We start from the raw sequence: 18,885 nt of genomic DNA, 5'->3' as shown, positions 1-18,885 counted from the left end.
TATGGAGATTTTTAAAGATGACAGAGAACGAATTTAACTATGTTATGGCATTACGCAGAAAAGAAGACACTTCAGCTTTCTCAAAAGATACAGTTTTATCTTGCGAAAAAGCAGGATATATAAAAAATAACGTGATAACAGACAAAGGCATGGAAGCTTTATCTCCTTACAAAGTTGACAATGCAATTATCATGGCAGCTGGAAGAAGCAGAAGATGTATGCCACTTTCAAACTATCTTCCCAAAGGTCTTTTTGAAATAAAAGGCGACACGATGGTTGAGCGCCAGATAAAACAACTCCACGATGCTGGAATAAAACAGATTGTGCTTGTCGTTGGATATTTAAAAGAGCGCTATTATGAAATGGCAAAAAAATATCCAGAACTCATATTGATTGACAATAACGAATGGGAAGAAAAAAATAACATCTCTTCCCTATATGCAGCAAAAGATTACATAAAATCATCATACATCTGCTGTTCTGATAACTGGTTTGCACACAACGTTTTTAGAGATTATGTTTACGATTCATATTATGCTTGTCTTTATTCAGATGAGTTTTGCAATGAATATTGTGTAAAAGCTCTTGATGACCGTGGCTACATGACAGAAGTAAAAAAAGGTGGGGAAAAAGCGTGGTATACGATTGGAGAAGCATTCTTTTCAAAATCATTTTCTGCAAAATTTGTAGATTTAATGGTAAAAGAATACTACGACCCAGAGATGAAATACATGCTTTGGGATGATTTTCAGATAAAGCACATAAAAGAACTTTTGATGAAAATTAAACGCTATGACGATGCAGAATGTAAAGAATTTGACACGACAGAAGATATACTTCGATTCTATCCAAATTTTAAGGATTTTATCGACCAATTTTTTCAAGAAGAAGAACTCATAAATTCGACACAGAGAATTTCTTATCTTTCAAATTATTCAGACACAAAACAGTATTCGGTTGTTGCAACAGAGCAGTTGACAGGTCGCATGCACGTAAACGAAAATCTCTTTGGCCCAAGCCCAAAATGTCTTGAAGTATTGCACAATGCAACAATGGAAGACTTATATCTTTACGATTTAACTCGAGAAGATGACCTTGCAGTTGAAGTGAGCAAATTAACAGAGCTGGGAACAGAATCCATATTCATACATTCAGGTTCTTCTGACGTAATAAAGACTATAATGACGATAGTTTTAAACAAAGACGACACAGTTTTGATTTCAAATCCAGCTTGGAACTACTACAAATCTGTCTGTGAACTTCGCCATGCAAAAGCTGCATATTATAATGTAGTCGAAGGCAAAGACTCTTATGAGTTTGACACTAAAAATCTCTTGGATACAGCAAAAAAGACAAATCCACGCATAATCATAATAACGACTCCACATAATCCAACTGGAGCGGTGATAAGTCGAAGCGACCTTGAAAAAGTTATAAAAAACAACCCCACTTCGCTTATAATCGTCGATGAAGCATATTTAGGTCTTTCAACCGTAACCTACGATGTAAAATATTTTTTAAATTCGTACAACAATGTTGTATTCTGCAGAACATTCTCTAAATTGTATGGACTTGCAGGACTTCGCATGGGATACGGACTTTGCACACCAATGGCAAAACAGGTATTTAAACTCGATTTAAATCCATTCCGTGTGTCGAATATTGGACGCAAGGTTTGTATTGCAGCACTACAAGATAAAAAGTATTACAACGACCTTACAAAAAGAATCATCAAAATTAAAGACGATTTTATTTCTGAAGTAAACAAGATAAAAGGTGTAAAAGCCTATAAATCTGCTGCAAACTTCATTTGGATCCGCTTTAATGAAAGCATAGATGTTCAATCATTAAAAGATAATCTTCAGGAAAACGGCTATCTTACTCGCCTTTGGACCGAAGGAAGTCATCTTGCAATGCGTATTACTGTTGCGCCAGAAGAAGAAATGAATAAAGTTTTGGGATTGATAAAAAATTTTTTCAAAAACAGGGATGAAAAATGATTTATAATTTTCTTTACATAGATCCAGGCACAGGTTCAATGCTTTTTTCAATTTTAATCGGGGCCTGTGCAACTCTTTATTTCCTTTTTAAAGCGTTTTGGATAAAACTAAAAATTTTTATCACAGGCGGAAAAGCACAAAAAAATGACAAAGCGTACAAAAAATATGTCATTTATTCCGAAGACAAACGCTATTGGAACGTTTTTAAGCCTATTCTCGACGATTTTGAAAATCGAAAGATAGATATAACTTATTACGTTGCAACAGAAAGCGATCCTGTATTTGCAGAAAAATATGAATATGTTCATCCAGAAGTGATTGGAGAAGGAAACAAAGCGTTTGCAAAACTCAATATGTTGAGCGCAGGTTTTGTTTTGATGAGTACGCCGGGTCTTCAAGTTTATCAATTAAAAAGAAGCAAGAACGTAAAACACTATTCCCACATCTTTCATTCACCTGGAGACCCTACAATGTACCGCCTTTTTGGAATTGACTATTTTGATTCTATCCTTTGTACTGGCGACTATCAGTTTAATGACATTCGAGAGATGGAAAAACAAAGAAATCTACCAGCAAAAACTCTATTGACAGTAGGCTGTACTTATCTTGATGTTTTTAAACAAAAAATTGAAAAACTTCCGAACGATGAAAATCACAAATTTACGGTTTTGGTTTCGCCAAGTTGGGGAAAAAGCGCTCTGCTTTCTAAATACGGAAAGAAATTACTAGAACCTTTAGTAAACACAGGATGGAATATAATAATTCGCCCTCACCCACAAAGCAAAATCTCAGAAAAAGAGATGTTAAAAGAGTTGCAAGAATGCTACAAGGATACTCCAAATGTTGAATGGGACTCAAATTCGGATAATTTTTATTCATTAAAAAAAGCAGATATAATGATTACAGATTTTTCTGGAATAATATGGGACTACACTTTTCTCTGCGATAAGCCTGTGATGTATGCTAATGCAGAAATGGATCTTGCTCCCTACGATGCTTACGACATTGACCATGAAATTTGGCAATTTGAAACTGTAAAAAAGATTGGAATAAAAGTTGAGGAAAAAGACTTTGCCAACATAAAAGAGATTATTCAAAACGCAAGTGATTCTCCAAAACTTTCAGAAGAGAGAAAAAAAGCAAAAGAGCAAGCGTGGATGTTCATAGGAGAAGCGGGAAAAAGAACCGCAGATTTTATGATAAAAACGATGGAAGAAGCAAACACTTGATGTTAAAATTCTTAAAGAAAATCCTGCATAGTAAAAAAAACTGTGTAGGATTTTTTTTGATAAATTACTTATAATTTTTTTGATGAAAAAAATAGTAAGTTTGTGTTACAAAAACTTCTATTCAAAAAGTTAGAAAATACTTTTTTAATCGTACAAAAAATCAAGGAAATAAAAACATGAAAGTAGCGATTGTTCATGATTGGTTAGTAAATTTTGGAGGAGCAGAAAGAGTTGTTCAACAATTCTTGAAAATCTATCCACAAGCGGACATCTACACCCTTGTTTATGACAAAAAAAAGATGGCAAAGATTTTTCCTCCTGAAAAAGTTCATACGTCTTTTATACAGAAATTTCCTATGGCGACAAAGATTTATACGAAACTCCTTTCTCTCATGCCCAAGGCATTCGAATCGTTCGATCTTTCATCCTATGACCTAGTCTTGTGCAGTTCTTCTTCTTGTGCCAAAGGAGTGATAACGCATCCTTCGGTTCCTCACGTGGCTTACGTGCACACTCCCATGCGCTATGCCTGGGATTTGTTTTTCGATTACAAAAAGCGAAGCGGCCGCGTCACGCGTTTTTTTATGGACAGATGGATGCCCGATATCCGCATGTGGGATTTTATTTCCGCTCAAAGAATAGACAGCGTAATTGCAAATTCAAATTATATAGCGCGAAGAATAAAAAAATTTTGGGGACGAGACGCTAAAGTAATCTATCCTCCGGTAGACACGCAGCGGCTGTCGCCTAATTACAAAGAAAGCGAAGATTTTTACGTAGTTTTTTCGCGCTTCGTTCCGTATAAGCGCGTAGATCTTGCTATATCCGCATGTATACGCCTTAAGCGAAAACTTGTCGTCATAGGAAGCGGAAGCGGCGAAAAAAGTCTTAAAACACTGGCAAACGGAAACTCAGACATAATATTTACCGGCAGGATAAGCGACGAAGAAGTTAAAAATTATCTGCAAAGGTGCAAGGCGCTCATCTTTTGTGCGGAAGAAGACTTCGGGATAATTCCCGTTGAAGCGCAGGCCTGCGGACGTCCGGTAATCGCGTACGGCAAGGGCGGCGCGCTTGAAACCGTGATAGACGGAAAAACCGGAATCTTTTTCGACAGGCAAGAAGAAAAAAGCCTTGCCGACGCAATAGAGCGCTTTGAAAAACTGGGCGCGTTTTACGATCAAAAATCCGTTTACGAACATGCGGCGTCGTTTTCCGAAGAGCGCTTTAGAAAACAGATGGAACAGACTTTAAATGAAATTCTATCGGAATTTTATCCGGCAGGCGAATGCAAAAACGGAGTTTTTAAATGAGGCTTGCAATAGATTGCCGTATGATCGATTCCGGTGGAATCGGCACTTATGTGAGCGAACTTATTCCTTATTTTCTTAAAAAAGACCAATGCCTGCTTTTGGGAACTCACGAGCAATGCACGGCATTTTTGCGTAAACAGAACGTAGAATTCTGTTTTTGCGACGTAAGGCCGTTTTCCTTTGCGGAATTCTTTTCATTTCCTAAAGATGTCCTTGACAAAATAAATTCGTGCGACGCCTACTATACGCCGTACTGCAATATTCCTTCGGGAATAAAAATTCCGATCTATTCCACCATTCACGACGTGGTTTTTTTGGACGTAAAAGGCCTTTCTTCTCCTCTTGGAAATCTTATGCGCAAATTTATCTACAAGCGCGCGATAAGGCTGTCAAAAGCTGTTTTTACCGTATCGGAATTTTCAAAAGACAGAATCTTATACCGATTGCATTGCAAAAAAAACATAATAGTCGGTTATAACGGTCTTCCTTCGTGGGTTTTAAAAGACGATGAAGATGCGCACGAGCTGCCGGAAGAGGATCAAAAACAGACCGAAAATCAAAATCAAACGTCGAAGTCCCTCAAAGACGAAAATACGATCTTATTTGTGGGCAATATAAAAAAACACAAGGGCCTTTCGATTTTGCTCGAAGCATATTCACAGGCGAAAAAGCAAATAAAGGATTTGAATCTGGTGATCGTGGGAAACGCGGAGAATTTCAGAACCGGCGATAAAGAAATCATCGAAAGATTTCAGGATATTACCGACGGTTCGGTCACGTTTACCGGAAAAATCAATAATTCAAAGTTAAAAAAACAGTATAAGAAAGCTAAACTGCTCGTTCAGCCTTCTTTTTACGAAGGATTCGGTATTCCGCCGCTTGAAGCCCTGTGCTGCGGGACGAACGCCGTAATTTCGGATATTCCCGTGTTTAAAGAAATATATAAAGATTTTCCCGTGATATTTTTTAAATGCGGGGACGCAGAAGATCTTTCAAAACAGATCGTTCTTCACTTAAACGACGAAGTTCCAAAGCTCCCTGAAAACATATATTCATATAAAGATACCGCCGATATAATCTTAAACACGATCTGCAAAAACTTATAAGTCGCTGCGCTCAAAATCCGCAAACGGTTTTCTGTAGGGACGAGGCTTTGCCGGGTACAAATACTGAGCGCCGGTTATGTGCGTCGGCGGTTATAGGGCTTTTACGGTTTCTTCATCCAAACCGGTAATTTTTGCAATCAAGTCGGAAGCAAATCCTTCGGTTTTCATCGCCTTTGCCGTTTCAAGTTTTGCTTGGTGCGAGCCTTCGGAGAAGCCTTTTTCTTCGCCTTCGGCAAATGCTATCTTGCCGGCTTCTTCTCTCTGTACCGCTATGTCAGTATCGTAGTCATATTCAGATAATAACATATTCATAACCTCCCGTGATTTTCGTTGCAGGTATTCTCTTAAAATGTCATTTTGTATGCATTCTTTGATTGCGTTTTCAAAACCGTGTTCTTTGTCGAGCGCAGTATTGCGGCGCACGGCTTCTACAAACATACTGTATTCTTCCAATGGTCTGCAAGCCGTTAGGACTTTATTCGCCTTGTCCGTATTGATGTTGAGCACCTCTATCGCAAGTTCCAGAGGAACATGTTCAGATTTTACGATGTAGGCGTCGGAAAGTTTCAGCGTTTTGTTTACGGGATAATTTTCCGTGCCGTTGTAAAACACGTAGAACTCAGGCGTGGGAATCTTTTGCAGGGTTCTGTGGTACTTTGCTTTAGGGTCTTGAATCTGCTCGTACAGGCGGGCTACGTATTGCAGACAGCGTAAAGGCATATTTTCATTGATTGTAGACTGGTGTTCAGCCAAAACGATAATCTTGTTGTCAATCAGGCACGACACATCATTAGACAATTTCGTGTACATTGCCTGTTCGAGCTTGAGAGGCTTCAGTTCGGTTGAGCTGTCGAGGTGTGTGCCGTGCAGAGCGTTGTACAGAGATAAAAATCTAACTTTAGCGTCTTTGTCGGTGCTGAAAAGATCAACAAAGACCGAATCCTTGTATCGGCGGTTGTGTTTTGGCATATTCTTACCCTTAATCCCTTTCTTCTTCCTGAACTACTAGGGCGCGCTATCTTTTGAATCCGATTCTATTTGCTGGGTGCACACGGACGTACGAAGACACTGTATGATTATATCACACTTGCGGAGATTTGTACGGAATACATTTACATTTGCACCCGGTCTATAAAAAACTAGACACTTATCTATTTTTTTGTATAATAGAATAATAAGACATTTTGAAAAACTCGCCTTTAGCGATTTTTTTTTTCGAGATTTTGACGAGTTGTAACCCGCTGTATTATCGAGAGTTACAGCATCGCGTTTTAACGGCTCATGAGCCGCAGTTACCTCTAAAAACTGCAGTTTTTAGAGGTTCCCAATAGGATTTTATGACAACAGACGAATACAAAGCAATCTTTCATCAAAAATACAGACGGACAAGTTCATTTTCCTCAGGAATAGCGCTCATGATCGTTGACTGCATCACGATCATGCTTTGCATATGCACTACGTTTTTTATAATAAACGCCGTAAATCATTCCCTGATAAATTTCCGCTCGTTCGTCACATATTCTATTTATCTTCCGTTCATACTTATCGTCTTTTATTTTGCAAACCTGTATCCGGGCATAATGCTCAATCCTGCCGACGAAGTGCGTCATCTTGCCATATGCTCTACTTTCAGCTTTATAGGCATTGCCGTGTCGATTTCGGTAGAATCCGACGAAAGAACCGCAATCATCATAGCGTTAATCTTGGCGGCTCCCGTGGCGGCTTTTTTACTTCCCGCCATGCGCGAACTGTCGCGGCACATGTTTGCAAAGAGATCTTGGTGGGGAGTTCCCGCCGTGATTTACGCTTCCGGAGACAGCGGCGATTTTGTGGTATCCAGGCTTTTAAAATGTCCAAATTTCGGCTATAAACCGGCTGTAATAATAAACAGTGAAGCAAGGCAAGGACAGAATTTTAAAGGCGTCCCTATCTTTTCAAATTCCGATGAAGTAAAGCAGATGATCCGGGAACTCGGAATAAAAGTAGCCATACTGTGCGATTATACCGATGAAACGCCCGACATAAGGACAAACTACCGTTACACCATATATCTTCCCAAAGTCCAACCCATCATTGGAAATATGCACGCACGAGAACTCGGCGGCATTTTGGGTTTTTCGATTACACATAATCTGACAAAACCCGAATGCCTGCTCGCCAAACGCGCCATAGACATTTTTTTGCTGATAGTGTCGTCGCCTCTTGTGATCCCGCTTACGCTGATCATAGGCCTGGCGGTGAAATTTACATCCAAGGGGCCTGTTTTTTACGGGCACAAGAGAGTCGGAAAAGACGGAAAGGAAATCAAGTGCTGGAAATTCCGTTCGATGGTTGTTAACGCCGACAAGATGCTTGATAAGATTCTGGCCGAAAGTCCTGAAATGCGCCTTGAATGGGAAAAAGACAGAAAATTCACAAACGATCCGCGTGTGACTAAGCTGGGTAAATTTTTAAGACGGTCAAGCCTTGATGAAATTCCTCAATTGTGGAATATCTTATTCGGGGAAATGAGCTTTGTAGGCCCGCGTCCCGTAACGGAATCCGAACTCGATAAATACGGAAAATTTTCAGACTTTATTCTCTCGGTAAAACCCGGCCTTTCCGGTATGTGGCAAATTTCGGGAAGATCCGACACAGGCTATGAAGAGCGCATAACGCTCGACACATACTATATACAAAACTGGTCGGTATGGCTTGACATCTGGATAATTATAAAAACCATTTGGGTAGTGCTCAAAGGTAAAGGTGCTTATTGATGAAACGTAAATTCCTTGTTTTTTTGGCCTTGCTGACTTTTTCGGTCGTTTTTGCACAGCAGTATAAAATCGAAACGGTAACATACAATATCACAGGAGCAACATGGAAATATTCCATCGAAGAGAATATAAAAATAGATAAAAAACGCGTTTTCACTTCCGAACAGGAATTTATGAATTATTTTCGCGATTTGCAGCAAAGGTTTTACAACGAACGGATTTTCGAATCTGCAACGCTGGATTTTACTATTACGGCGCCGGACAAAACTCCGCAGAACGATAAAGAGAGCGGCGATACTGGGACACTGAACTCTCGGCCTGAACAAGAAGGTCTTTATTTGGTGCACATAACGGTTACTACGGTGGATTCCCACCATTTATTAGTAGTTCCCTACCCCAAATACAATTCCAACAGCGGAACAAATCTGAAACTCAAAGTAAAGGACACAAATTTTTTAGGCTCCATGGAAGAATTGTCCGGCGACATATCGTTCGCCATTGAAACCGACGACGAAGACAGAGGCAAAGACTATGTTTTCGGACTTTCCGCAGATTTCGCCATTCCCTTTCCTGCAGGAGTGTTCAAAGCGAAATGGATAAATTCGTGGGCAGCGTCGTTTACGGTGGGCGAAGATACGCCCGAATGGAATGTCTCTACGGGAATAGTCTTAAGCCTGCCGTTTGACAAGTTTTCTCTTGATTGGACATTCAAACAATCTACAGCTCATGATTTTGATTATATAAAATACGGCGACGAGTTTTACTATACCGAATATGCGGAATTTGCCATACCCATAACCTTGCATGAAATAGACAACTGGGGCAAGGTCTACTATACGCCCTTGATATCCGCAACATATAACTGGGATACTGACGGAATCGACAAAAACAACGACGATCTGTCAAGTCCATTTTACAAAATCGGTCACGGACTTTCGACGGAGCGCGTGAACTGGTACGGAAATTTCCGCCGCGGGCTTTCACTAAAATTCGACCAATATATCGGTTACAATACCCAGCGTTACGACATAGTTCCGTTCGTTTCAGGCGAGGCCAAAATATTTTTAGCCTTTAAATATCTCGGAATGAACATGGATGCATATGCCTTTGCCAGCAAAAACAGCACAACAAAGATAGGCGGAAGGCTAAGAGGAATAAAGGACGATCAAAAATATTCTACCGGAGATCCTGAAATCGACTCTCACTATGCGACGCGTCCGGACAGCGCCATCGTAGTAAACATGGATATGCCGTTTCATATATTTACGTTTAACTTCAGCGATTCAAAGCATCTGCGTTTCTTGCGCGTATTCGACTGTGAATTGCAGATAGCGCCTTTCTTTGATTTCGCATTGCTCAGAAACAAGGCCACGAACACGCATCTTTGGTTTAAGGACGGATTCTATGCCGGCGGTTTGGAATTTTTAGTATTCCCAAAAAAATGGAGAAGTCTTGTCGTGCGTGCAAGCGCGGGAATCGACCTCGGCCGGATTATAGTTCCGTCAAGTTACATAAACAAGGATTGGCGAAAGGAAGTTTCAAAATACGAAATTGAAATAGGCGTAGGCCTTCACTATTGACGGGCAAGTGGCGCGGTGTTTTGCAACCGCCGAACGCCGCAGCCATAACGCCGAACGGTCAGTTTTGCGCCCTGCAGAATGCTGTCAAAACATTCATTCGGCCAGGAGCGTCGCCGCCCTGTCCCGCCAATACTTTTCAGGCGCGGATTCTTTTATGACATTTAAAAACTGAACCGCAAACAGGTCGCCGCCTCTTTTTTTTGCCAGCTGAATAAAATTAAAAAACATGTCCCAAATATTATTGTCTTTTGCCCAAACGTCTACGTCGTCCCAGAGCGGCATTCTTGAAAAAAGGTCTGCTAGGCCTGCGTAAGTGTATTGAGGATCGCGCTGTTTTATTATTTCATATAAGCGCGTAAAAACGCTTAAACTTCCCAACGCGGAAATAAAAAGCGCGTTTTCCGAATCCCCATTTTTATCATAAAATTCCGAAAGCAGATAATACGCTCGGTAAAAATAGCGGCTTTCGGCACGGTAGAGTTCAAAAAATTTTTTAAGCGGTTCTTTTTCCGTCTTCAGCCCTATCGTCCGCAGAACGGCCGTCTTAAATGTCTTATTCTTGTAATGTTCGTTATCGTCCGCAAGGATCGATAAAAGATAAGTTTCGTATTCGTCGGTGTTCCCCTGCTGAAAGGCGATATCGGCCATGTTGTATAGGATATCGTATTTTACCGAATAAATATCAAGAAATGACGCATTTTTTACGGCGGTATCGTAAAACTGCATCGCAATCTTATATTCTCCTTCAATCTGATATATTCTGCCGCAAAGATAGTCCGCTTCAGGATAAGCCTTCGATTCGGAAACATATTCGATAAGACGGTTTACGGAATTATTAAAAAAATTCAAGGACTTTATTTCTACAAGAAAATTTATTATATCTACGGCGTTTTTTTCATTTCTCGATTCCAACACCGGAAGCACGTCGCTTATGAGGTCTCCCGCTTTTCTTACGGCGGCAGGCGACAGAGCTTTTTTCAGCGTAAAAACCCGCCAATCGGAAAGCTCTTTTCTGATTTTTTTCGCTTCAACGGCGTCTTTTAAAGCTCCGCCGTAATCAAGCGCGTCGTACTTGCTTTGGGCTTCCATGAGGAGAAGATAGTCTTTTTTTTCAGGCTTTTTTAAATTTTGAGAATAAACAAAACAGACCGATAAAGAAAAAAAGACGAACCATAGTATTTTTGCATTTTTCACAGGGATTCCAATTCCTCTCTGAATACCTTATCGGCATCTTTTGCGTCGATCGTTCGCACTATTTTTCCGTGTTTGAAAATTATAACCTTGTTTCCGGCGCCTGCGATACCCAGGTCGGCATGTTTGCCTTCCCCCGGACCGTTTACTATGCAGCCCATGACGGCGACGGTAACATCTTTTTGCATTGAAAGAAGCTCGTTTTGCCAGCGCGCCACAAAGGCGTGAACATCGAAGCCCACGCGGCCACAGCGCGGGCAAGAAACAAGCTCCACTCCGCCGGGCCTCTTACCGCATTCCTTTAAAATCTGCTTTCCTGCGATAATTTCATTTTCCGGCGACGACGAAAGGCTCACTCTGATCGTACTTCCTATTCCTTCGTTTAAAAGAGCGGAAAACGCCATTGTGCTTTTTACAATTCCTGCGATGAGAGGGCCAGCTTCCGTAACTCCTATGTGCAGTGGAATGTCGTACTTTGACGCGAATATCTCGTTTGATTCCACGGTTTCTTTTACGGAAGAAGCCTTCATGCTTACGACTACATTGTAAAAATTAAGTTCGTCGAATACGGCCGCTTCGCGCGCAGCAGCTTCCGAAAGCGCTTCGGCACGGCTCATAGCGCCTTTTTCAACCTTTTCCTCCAGATCTTTGGGGATGCTCCCGCTGTTGACGCCTATGCGTATTGCGACTCCCCTACTGCTGCAGCCTTCTACGACTTTTTCCACATTGCTGCGGCTGCCTATGTTCCCCGGATTTATGCGGATCGCCGCAACGTTTCCTTTAAGGCACTCCAGCGCCAAGCGATAGTCAAAATGAATATCCGCCACAAGCGGCATCGAGGTTTTTGAAGCGATAAGGCAAAGAGCTTCGGCGCTTTTTATATCGGGAACCGCAAAGCGCAAAATATCGCAGCCGAGGGATTGCAGAATTTCTATACGGCGTATCAACGAATCAAGGGCGCCGCCGTCTTCGTTTATATCGGCGATGCCCTCTTTCCACATAGTTTGGACGGAAACGAGAGAGCCCCCCCCTATTTCCATCAACTTCGTAATTCCCATGCCGCCTATGACAACACGGCGGGGAGATTTAAACATAATTTTTTTAACAGACGATCATCGAGAAAACCATTGCAAACAAAGCGACGGTTTCGCAAAGACCTACTACCATAATGTACTGTGCAAAGCCTTTTCCCGTTTCACCTAGAGCGTCGGAACCCGCAGCTCCGGCCTGCCCCTGTGCGATTGCGGAAGCGCTCATCGCAAGACCTGAAGCAAAACCGAGCCCCAGCAAGAACCAAGGATCTCTTTGCGAAGACATCATAGTCTGCATTAGCAAAAAACCGTAGATCGTCTGCGTAAGCGGCGCACCCGCAAAGACGGTTAAAATAAATGGAGCCGGTTTATTATTCAAATAGCAGCGTTTCCACGCACCGATGGCCGAACGGCCTGAAATTCCAATCCCCATCGCCGAACCGAAAGCGGCAATTCCCATACAAACAGCAGCTCCAAGCATTCCAAAATTCATAAATTTTCTCCTGTCCGCAAAAGCGGTTATTTGATTACCGTCTCACTGAACGGCGCATATTTAAATCCCGACCACGACATACCCAAATGCGTTGAAAACTCCAACGTATTTAAGCGCACGCCGTGAACGATTACCGAAAGTACATTTAAGACCATATTAAGGCCGTGTCCGAACATCAAAAGTATCATAAAAAAGACGGCCATGCTGAGTCTTCCCCACATGGGGCCCGCCATCTGATTTACAGTCGCGGATATGGCAGAACCTGCAAGAGCTACTGCCCACAAGCGTATGTAAGAAACTATATCCGAAAAGACGTTTACGACGCCGAGCAATACGGAGATAATGTTTTTTACGCTCTCCAATACCGACTCCAAAATATTTCCGGCATAGTTGGAAAATACAAAGCTCAAGGCAAATCCTACGCCCACGGCGCATACCGATGAAAGCCCCAAAGGAATACCGTAGAATTCCCTGTCAAAACTGAATATCTTTGCGTCCACAACCATTGAAAGGACGACATAAAACATTCCCCATATCATGAGCATGGAACCCAAGTCTCCAAAAAACTTCAGAGACCGGATGTTTTTTATCATCGCCTTTACGTGCGCTAACGAAAGCTGCAGGACGGCTATGGAAAAGCAGAATATCTGAAGGTTTTGAGTAACCGTAGTTACGCCCTTTTTTCCCGAATAATCGGAAACAAAAGCGTTTGAAAGCGGTTTTACAGACAAATTCTTAAGCACATCGGGAATTTGATCCATACGCAAACCGAACCACGTACACGTTACCGTTCCCCAAGCGACGGTCGCAAGGCTTACCAAGAGCAAAAGTCCTAAAAACGGATCCACTCTTTTTTTCTTCGCAAGCGAAATAAATATTCCTATCAATGCGGAAGCGGTAAGCAAAAGACCGTAGCCTGCGTCTCCGAAAATCATTCCGAAAAAGACGGTAAAAAACAGCAAAAACCAGCCTGAAATATCATATTCGTAATATCCGGGTACGGTTCCCAAAAAGTCGGTCAAAGGATAAATTAAACTTACCAATTTATTGTTTTTAAGCTTCGTAGGAACCATGTCGTCAGATTCCGGCTCCGTAACGGAAAGCGCCCAATTTTCCTTTGCGGCGGTCTTTTTAAGCGCATCGATGCTGTCAACGGGCGCAAAGCCCGAAACCCATGCCAAAGGGACGCCGTTGGTATTGTCGTCCTCTTTACCCATGCCGGAAACTACGGTTTCGAATTCCATTTCCTGCTGCAATCGCGCGCCGTATTTTTTTAGTGCAAAAACATACACCGCTTTTTTGACTTCTTCAGCTTCAATGGCCGCTATCTGTTTTTTTGACGACTCGATCTGCATTTTTAAGTTTTTAGTCGACATCGAAGGCATGGGAACGGCATAAGCTTCAGGCGGAAGGCCTGAAGGACGCTCGTCACTCTTTTCGTCGCCGACAAATAAAAACCTTATCCTGTTTTTATCACGGTTTACGGTTAAAGTTTTTACATCCTTGTCTATTAAATTCCATTTGTCCTGAGGAATTTCATAAGGCGAAAGATAAATTCCTTTTTCCGAAAGATAATCAAAATCCGAAGGATCCACCTCTCCCCACGATGCAAGCCTGTCAAGTTCGGCTTCGCTTTGGCTTACAAGCTCGGAAAGAGACTTTTTCTTTTCGGCGCCTTCGGTAATTTCAGCGCTTAAAAGTTTGAGTTTTTCATCGGAAAGAGAATGTTCTACCGACCCCGCTTTTTTTGGCAGTTTTACTTCGGATAAAATTCCTACGGCATTTCTGCACAGTTCAAACGAAGTTCTTAACTGGGTAAATCTTTCTCCGCTTCCTTCAAGCTCTTCAAGATGCAAAACTCCGACGGAGCGAAGTTTTTTCAAAGCCTTTTCCTGTTCTTTTTTCAGCATTACAAGAGAGACTTTTTTCATTTCAACTATCATTTTGTCTCTCCTCCGGCAGCTTGCAGTTTTTTCTTTGAAATTTTACTTCGGACAACGGCCGCAACTTGCTGGTCGCCCAGATAAACGCTTATCTTTTTTATGTTGGCCTTCGTTTCGGGAATCATAACCTTTTCAAAAAGATTTACTCTTTGCGTGGTCGTCCTAAGCTCTTTGGAAAGCAGCCTTACCTGCTCGTCAAGCACGCCGGCTTCCAAGTCGAGAGACAACACTTTTTCCATGCGGTCTGCGGCGAGGTCTATCCACAAGGGAGTTTCAAACAGATCGTAGTCTCCCCGCCCGAAGTCCGCTCCTTCGTAGATCGGAATGGAAACTCCGGCAATATTGCCGTATCCTTTACGAATATTCTTTACAGTTACCGTTTCAGGCCTAAAAACGTCCGCTTCACCGAATACGGCGATCCATTCATTAAATTCCCTTTCGAGGGCTTCTCGCTTTTCGCGCACTTGTCTGGCGCGAGCGTCGATCGTTCTTATTTCGGTCTGAAGCTGTTGTTTTTTTAGAGTTAAAGTCGGAAGATACCGCTCGTACATTTTAAGCGCATCTTTTTGGGCTTTTTGCTCGTTCTTTGTCAGCTTTATTTTAGCCATGGATTATCCTCTTATTTTGACGGCCAATGTTTTTCGATTAAACTTGTTTTAATACCGGTTTCATCCTTATTAAAACAATCGGCTAATATTTCCCATCCCAGGTCAAGAGCCTGCTCAAGCGGAAGGTTTACCGAAAGATCCATCATCTTTTTTTCAAACATGTCGCCGTATTTTAAGAGTTTTTCATCCCATGACGACATCATAAAGCCCATGGATTTCTTTTCCAAAGTATCCTTGTAAGAAGAATACAAACGGATCATACCGTCCATCAAAGCGCGATGATCGTCGCGAGTTTTGCCGTTTACGTTCTGCTTAAGCCTGGAAAGAGAACCGAAGGGTTCTATGCGTCTGCCTTTAAGATAATACTGGCCTTCGGTAATGTAGCCCGTATTGTCAGGAACGGGGTGAGTAACGTCGTCGCCGGGCATAGTCGTAACGGCCAAAATCGTAACGGAACCGGCGTCGTCAAAGTCGACGGCCTTTTCGTAACGGGACGCAAGTTGGCTGTACAGGTCGCCCGGATAACCTCGGTTGGAGGGAACCTGTTCCTGAGTTATGGCAACTTCTTTCATCGCGTCGGCGAAGTTTGTCATGTCCGTAAGAAGAACAAGAACGTTCTTTCCTTTCAGGGCGAACTGCTCCGCGACGGCCAAACTTAAATCGGGAATTTTTTCACATTCGACGGTCGGGTCCGAAGCCGTATGGATAAACATGACGGTACGGCTTAAGGCGCCGCCTTCTTCCAGTGTGTTTCTAAAGAAAAGATAATCGTCGTATTTTAACCCCATGCCGCCCAGCACGATCACGTCGACTTCAGCCTGCATCGCAATACGGGCAAGAAGCTGGTTGTACGGTTCTCCCGAAGAACTGAATATCGGAAGTTTTTGGGAAACTACTAGCGTGTTAAAAACGTCGATCATCGGAATACCCGTACGAATCATGCGTCTGGCCATAATACGCTTGGACGGATTTACCGAAGGGCCTCCTATTTCGACGAGGTTTTCCGCAAGGGAAGGCCCGTTGTCGCGCGGTTCGGCCGAACCGTTAAAAATTCGACCCAACAGATCGTCGCTGAAACTGATCTGCATGTCGTGCCCCAAAAAGCGTATGTGATCGCCGGTTGAAACGCCGCGTCCGCCCGCAAATACCTGCAAAGACACCATATCTCCGTCAATGCGGTTTACTTCGGCAAGCGATTTTCCGAAACGCGTTTCTATTTCGGCAAGTTCATTATATTTTACGTCGGTAGCTTTTACGGTAATAACGCTGCCGTTGATCGACTCGATCCTGCTGTATACCTTATTCATTTTTCACCGTCCTTCAATAAAGCCTTAGCTTCCGCAGTCAATTTGCCGCTCTTTGTTGCATACAAAGAATCAATGTCTTTTTCCTTGCCTTTAAATGCCGTGCCCTGCCATTCGGCAACATTCCAGTCGATAAAATTCTGCCTGAGCTGATTAAAGAATTTTCTGGCGTCATCCTTGCTTTCAAAAACAAAGTCGGAGCCGAGTATCAAAAGAACTTTTCTAAAATCATAATTTTGACGCTCTACGGAACAGGCCATATCTACGGCGTCGAACGAATCCTGCTGCAAATATACGGAATCAAGGAATTCCGATTTCAAGTATGTCACAAAGTCTTCCAGGCTCGTTCCTTCCTCGCCGACAACCTTCATCATCTGTCCCACTTCGACGCCGCGTCTGAGCACGCTGCGGCTGTAGTCGACCAGATCTTTTTTGATTACGGAATTATACTTTGACCATGAATCCAGAGGATCTATAGCCGGATATTTACGCGCATCGGAGCGCTCTCGGCTCAATCCGTGGAACGCGCCTACAACTTTAAGGGTCGCCTGCGTTACGGGTTCTTCAAAATTTCCTCCGGCAGGAGAAACCGTTCCTCCGATCGTTACGGAGCCCTTGGAACCGTCGCGAAGCCGAACCTGCCCCGCTCTTTCGTAAAACGCCGCGATATAGGATTCAAGATAAGCCGGGAAAGCTTCTTCTCCGGGAATTTCTTCCAAGCGGCCGCTCATTTCGCGCAAGGCCTGAGCCCATCGGGACGTAGAGTCTGCGAGCAACAGGACGTTAAGTCCCATTTGACGGTAATATTCGGCTAATGTGACGCTCGTATAAACGGAAGCTTCGCGCGACGCAACCGGCATCGAAGAAGTATTGCAAATAATGATAGTACGCTCCATCAAAGATCTTCCCGTGCGCGGATCGGTAAGCTCCGGGAATTCTTTGATCGTTTCGACCACTTCGCCCGCGCGTTCGCCGCAAGCCGCAATTATGACTATGTCGACGTCGGCGTTTCGGCTGGTAGTGTGTTGAATAACCGTTTTTCCGGCTCCGAAAGGACCGGGAATACAGTACGTTCCCCCGCGGGCGACGGGGAAGAAGGTGTCTATAGACCTGGTCTTCGTGACCATGGTCTCAGTCGGTTCCAGCCGCTCTTCGTAACAATCTACGGCGCGTTTTACCGGCCATGAAAAGCTCATGCTCATCTTTTTCTCGTTGCCTTTTTCATCGACAAGGACGGCCATCGTGTCTTTTACGGTATAGGAACCCTGCTTGGTTACGGATTTGACTTTGTACGTCCCGAAAAAATCGAAAGGAACTAAAATCTTGTGCTTAAAAGGACCTTCGGGAACGGTTCCTATCGGATCACCGCGGTAAACCGTATCGCCGGCTTTTACGGTAGGAGTGAATTCCCATTTTTTTTCATAAGGAAGCGGTTCCACGTAAATACCGCGCTCCAAAAAATATCCCGCTTTTTCCGCAAGGATCGGCAGAGGATTCTGCAGACCGTCGTAAACCTGCCCGAGCAGTCCCGGCCCGAGTTCCGCCGTAAGAAGGTTTCCGGTAAATTCCACCTTGGATCCGGACTTTATTCCCTTTGTCATTTCATAGACTTGCATCTGTGCGGTATTTCCGCGAATGCGGATTACTTCACTTTTTAGATTTTTGTCTTCAACTTTCACATAGCCGACTTCATTTAACGAAACAACCCCGTCAAATTGAACCGAGATCATATTGCCGTTAACTGCGACGACCTTACCTTTTGTTTCCGTCATTTATTTTCTCCAAGAATTCTATCATATATAGTGTGGTAGGAAGCCTTGCCCCTTTCCTCATTAAACAGTTTTATACGTCGTATGAGCATCAGCTTAAGTCCGTAAGCAAAAACGGCGTCCGTCGAAAATGTGTCGAGCGGAGACAGCTGATTGATTACGTCCATCCTATACTGATACAGATATTGTTCTGCGGACAGAGGGCTGTCCATTCCGGCCGCCGTGCGCGCCGCCTGCAAAACGTCGCCGGTACAGGAACCGTTGAGCGGCACGCTTTCCTTTTTCATGTTAAGCGCACGCACTTGAGCCAAAGCCAACCGAAGAGCGCGCTCTTTATCATACCATGCGTCCACAAAAGCGGAACCCGTCTTTATTTCATCCCGAGGCGGAACAAGAGAGAGGGCTTTTAAAATATTCAAACTTTTTTCATCAAGAAAACGAGAACAAAGCTCTCTAAAATATTCTTCCGTGATCGGCAATGATTGTTTATCGACCGCAGAAACAACATCGGGAAGCTGTGCTACCAGATAATACTGATTTCCCACTATTTTTTCCTTATGTT

At 43.0% G+C, this 18,885-nt stretch carries 15 protein-coding genes; 6 read left to right on the top strand and 9 right to left on the bottom strand.

Annotated features, from left to right (window positions below; all coding sequences use genetic code 11):
• Positions 1 to 17: 17 nt before the first annotated feature.
• The 4 genes from HRI96_RS05840 (at position 18) to HRI96_RS05825 (ending at position 5,648) form a co-directional block, all read left to right on the top strand.
• Positions 18 to 2,000, top strand: coding sequence for an aminotransferase class I/II-fold pyridoxal phosphate-dependent enzyme (locus tag HRI96_RS05840; protein ID WP_210118561.1), 1,983 nt, complete (start codon positions 18 to 20; stop codon positions 1,998 to 2,000).
• Complete coding sequence (locus HRI96_RS05835) at positions 1,997 to 3,229, top strand: CDP-glycerol glycerophosphotransferase family protein (protein ID WP_430741167.1); 1,233 nt, start codon at positions 1,997 to 1,999, stop codon at positions 3,227 to 3,229. The genes HRI96_RS05840 and HRI96_RS05835 overlap by 4 nt, the downstream gene beginning before the upstream one ends.
• A 176-nt stretch (positions 3,230 to 3,405) precedes the next feature.
• Positions 3,406 to 4,542: a glycosyltransferase gene (locus tag HRI96_RS05830; protein WP_210118560.1), complete on the top strand. Its 1,137-nt coding sequence runs from the start codon at positions 3,406 to 3,408 to the stop codon at positions 4,540 to 4,542.
• Positions 4,539 to 5,648 (top strand): glycosyltransferase family 4 protein, encoded by a 1,110-nt coding sequence (locus HRI96_RS05825; protein WP_210118559.1) that lies wholly within the window; start codon positions 4,539 to 4,541, stop codon positions 5,646 to 5,648. Before HRI96_RS05830 ends, HRI96_RS05825 begins: the two co-directional genes overlap by 4 nt.
• Before the next feature lie 90 nt (positions 5,649 to 5,738).
• On the opposite strand, the gene HRI96_RS05820 is transcribed toward HRI96_RS05825, so the two are convergent.
• Positions 5,739 to 6,617, bottom strand: coding sequence for an Rpn family recombination-promoting nuclease/putative transposase (locus HRI96_RS05820; protein ID WP_210118558.1), 879 nt, complete (start codon positions 6,615 to 6,617; stop codon positions 5,739 to 5,741).
• Between the two features lie 368 nt (positions 6,618 to 6,985).
• Here HRI96_RS05820 and wbaP point away from each other — a divergent pair, with 368 nt between their 5' ends.
• Together wbaP and HRI96_RS05810 are read left to right on the top strand one after the other, a co-directional pair.
• A complete protein-coding gene (gene wbaP / locus HRI96_RS05815; protein ID WP_210118557.1) occupies positions 6,986 to 8,404 on the top strand; it encodes an undecaprenyl-phosphate galactose phosphotransferase WbaP in 1,419 nt (472 codons plus the stop codon).
• On the top strand, positions 8,404 to 9,984 hold the full coding sequence (locus HRI96_RS05810) for a hypothetical protein (protein ID WP_210118556.1): 1,581 nt from the start codon (positions 8,404 to 8,406) through the stop codon (positions 9,982 to 9,984). Before wbaP ends, HRI96_RS05810 begins: the two co-directional genes overlap by 1 nt.
• Before the next feature lie 93 nt (positions 9,985 to 10,077).
• On the opposite strand, the gene HRI96_RS05805 is transcribed toward HRI96_RS05810, so the two are convergent.
• From HRI96_RS05805 to HRI96_RS05770, 8 genes are read right to left on the bottom strand one after another with little or no spacing between them, the layout of a single operon-like run.
• The gene (locus HRI96_RS05805; protein WP_210118555.1) at positions 10,078 to 11,178 is read right to left on the bottom strand and encodes a tetratricopeptide repeat protein; all 1,101 of its coding nucleotides are present in this window, start codon (positions 11,176 to 11,178) and stop codon (positions 10,078 to 10,080) included.
• Entirely contained in the window at positions 11,175 to 12,269 is a 1,095-nt protein-coding gene (gene ispG / locus HRI96_RS05800) for a (E)-4-hydroxy-3-methylbut-2-enyl-diphosphate synthase (RefSeq protein ID WP_210118554.1), read from the bottom strand. The genes HRI96_RS05805 and ispG overlap by 4 nt, the downstream gene beginning before the upstream one ends.
• Before the next feature lie 7 nt (positions 12,270 to 12,276).
• Positions 12,277 to 12,699: a V-type ATP synthase subunit K gene (locus HRI96_RS05795; protein WP_210118553.1), complete on the bottom strand. Its 423-nt coding sequence runs from the start codon at positions 12,697 to 12,699 to the stop codon at positions 12,277 to 12,279.
• Between the two features lie 26 nt (positions 12,700 to 12,725).
• Entirely contained in the window at positions 12,726 to 14,642 is a 1,917-nt protein-coding gene (locus HRI96_RS05790) for a V-type ATP synthase subunit I (protein ID WP_210118552.1), read from the bottom strand.
• Positions 14,639 to 15,250, bottom strand: coding sequence for a V-type ATP synthase subunit D (locus tag HRI96_RS05785; RefSeq protein WP_210118551.1), 612 nt, complete (start codon positions 15,248 to 15,250; stop codon positions 14,639 to 14,641). Before HRI96_RS05785 ends, HRI96_RS05790 begins: the two co-directional genes overlap by 4 nt.
• 11 nt (positions 15,251 to 15,261) lie before the next feature.
• Positions 15,262 to 16,557: a V-type ATP synthase subunit B gene (locus HRI96_RS05780; RefSeq protein WP_210118550.1), complete on the bottom strand. Its 1,296-nt coding sequence runs from the start codon at positions 16,555 to 16,557 to the stop codon at positions 15,262 to 15,264.
• Positions 16,554 to 18,326 (bottom strand): V-type ATP synthase subunit A, encoded by a 1,773-nt coding sequence (locus tag HRI96_RS05775; protein ID WP_210118549.1) that lies wholly within the window; start codon positions 18,324 to 18,326, stop codon positions 16,554 to 16,556. The genes HRI96_RS05780 and HRI96_RS05775 overlap by 4 nt, the downstream gene beginning before the upstream one ends.
• Positions 18,323 to 18,868: a DUF2764 family protein gene (locus HRI96_RS05770; protein ID WP_210118548.1), complete on the bottom strand. Its 546-nt coding sequence runs from the start codon at positions 18,866 to 18,868 to the stop codon at positions 18,323 to 18,325. Before HRI96_RS05770 ends, HRI96_RS05775 begins: the two co-directional genes overlap by 4 nt.
• Positions 18,869 to 18,885: the final 17 nt, after the last annotated feature.

The sequence above is a fragment of the Treponema parvum genome (assembly GCF_017893945.1).
Taxonomy (GTDB): Bacteria; Spirochaetota; Spirochaetia; order Treponematales; family Treponemataceae; genus Treponema_D; species Treponema_D parvum_A.
This window is presented reverse-complemented; position numbering and strand designations above follow the sequence as displayed.

Coding starts and splice junctions, on each gene's coding strand:
- HRI96_RS05840 (WP_210118561.1), top strand. CDS start 18: ATGACAGAGAACGAATTTAACTATGTTATGGCATTACGCAGAAAAGAA.
- HRI96_RS05835 (WP_430741167.1), top strand. CDS start 1,997: ATGATTTATAATTTTCTTTACATAGATCCAGGCACAGGTTCAATGCTT.
- HRI96_RS05830 (WP_210118560.1), top strand. CDS start 3,406: ATGAAAGTAGCGATTGTTCATGATTGGTTAGTAAATTTTGGAGGAGCA.
- HRI96_RS05825 (WP_210118559.1), top strand. CDS start 4,539: ATGAGGCTTGCAATAGATTGCCGTATGATCGATTCCGGTGGAATCGGC.
- HRI96_RS05820 (WP_210118558.1), bottom strand. CDS start 6,617: ATGCCAAAACACAACCGCCGATACAAGGATTCGGTCTTTGTTGATCTT.
- wbaP (WP_210118557.1), top strand. CDS start 6,986: ATGACAACAGACGAATACAAAGCAATCTTTCATCAAAAATACAGACGG.
- HRI96_RS05810 (WP_210118556.1), top strand. CDS start 8,404: ATGAAACGTAAATTCCTTGTTTTTTTGGCCTTGCTGACTTTTTCGGTC.
- ispG (WP_210118554.1), bottom strand. CDS start 12,269: ATGTTTAAATCTCCCCGCCGTGTTGTCATAGGCGGCATGGGAATTACG.
- HRI96_RS05795 (WP_210118553.1), bottom strand. CDS start 12,699: ATGAATTTTGGAATGCTTGGAGCTGCTGTTTGTATGGGAATTGCCGCT.
- HRI96_RS05790 (WP_210118552.1), bottom strand. CDS start 14,642: ATGATAGTTGAAATGAAAAAAGTCTCTCTTGTAATGCTGAAAAAAGAA.
- HRI96_RS05785 (WP_210118551.1), bottom strand. CDS start 15,250: ATGGCTAAAATAAAGCTGACAAAGAACGAGCAAAAAGCCCAAAAAGAT.
- HRI96_RS05780 (WP_210118550.1), bottom strand. CDS start 16,557: ATGAATAAGGTATACAGCAGGATCGAGTCGATCAACGGCAGCGTTATT.
- HRI96_RS05775 (WP_210118549.1), bottom strand. CDS start 18,326: ATGACGGAAACAAAAGGTAAGGTCGTCGCAGTTAACGGCAATATGATC.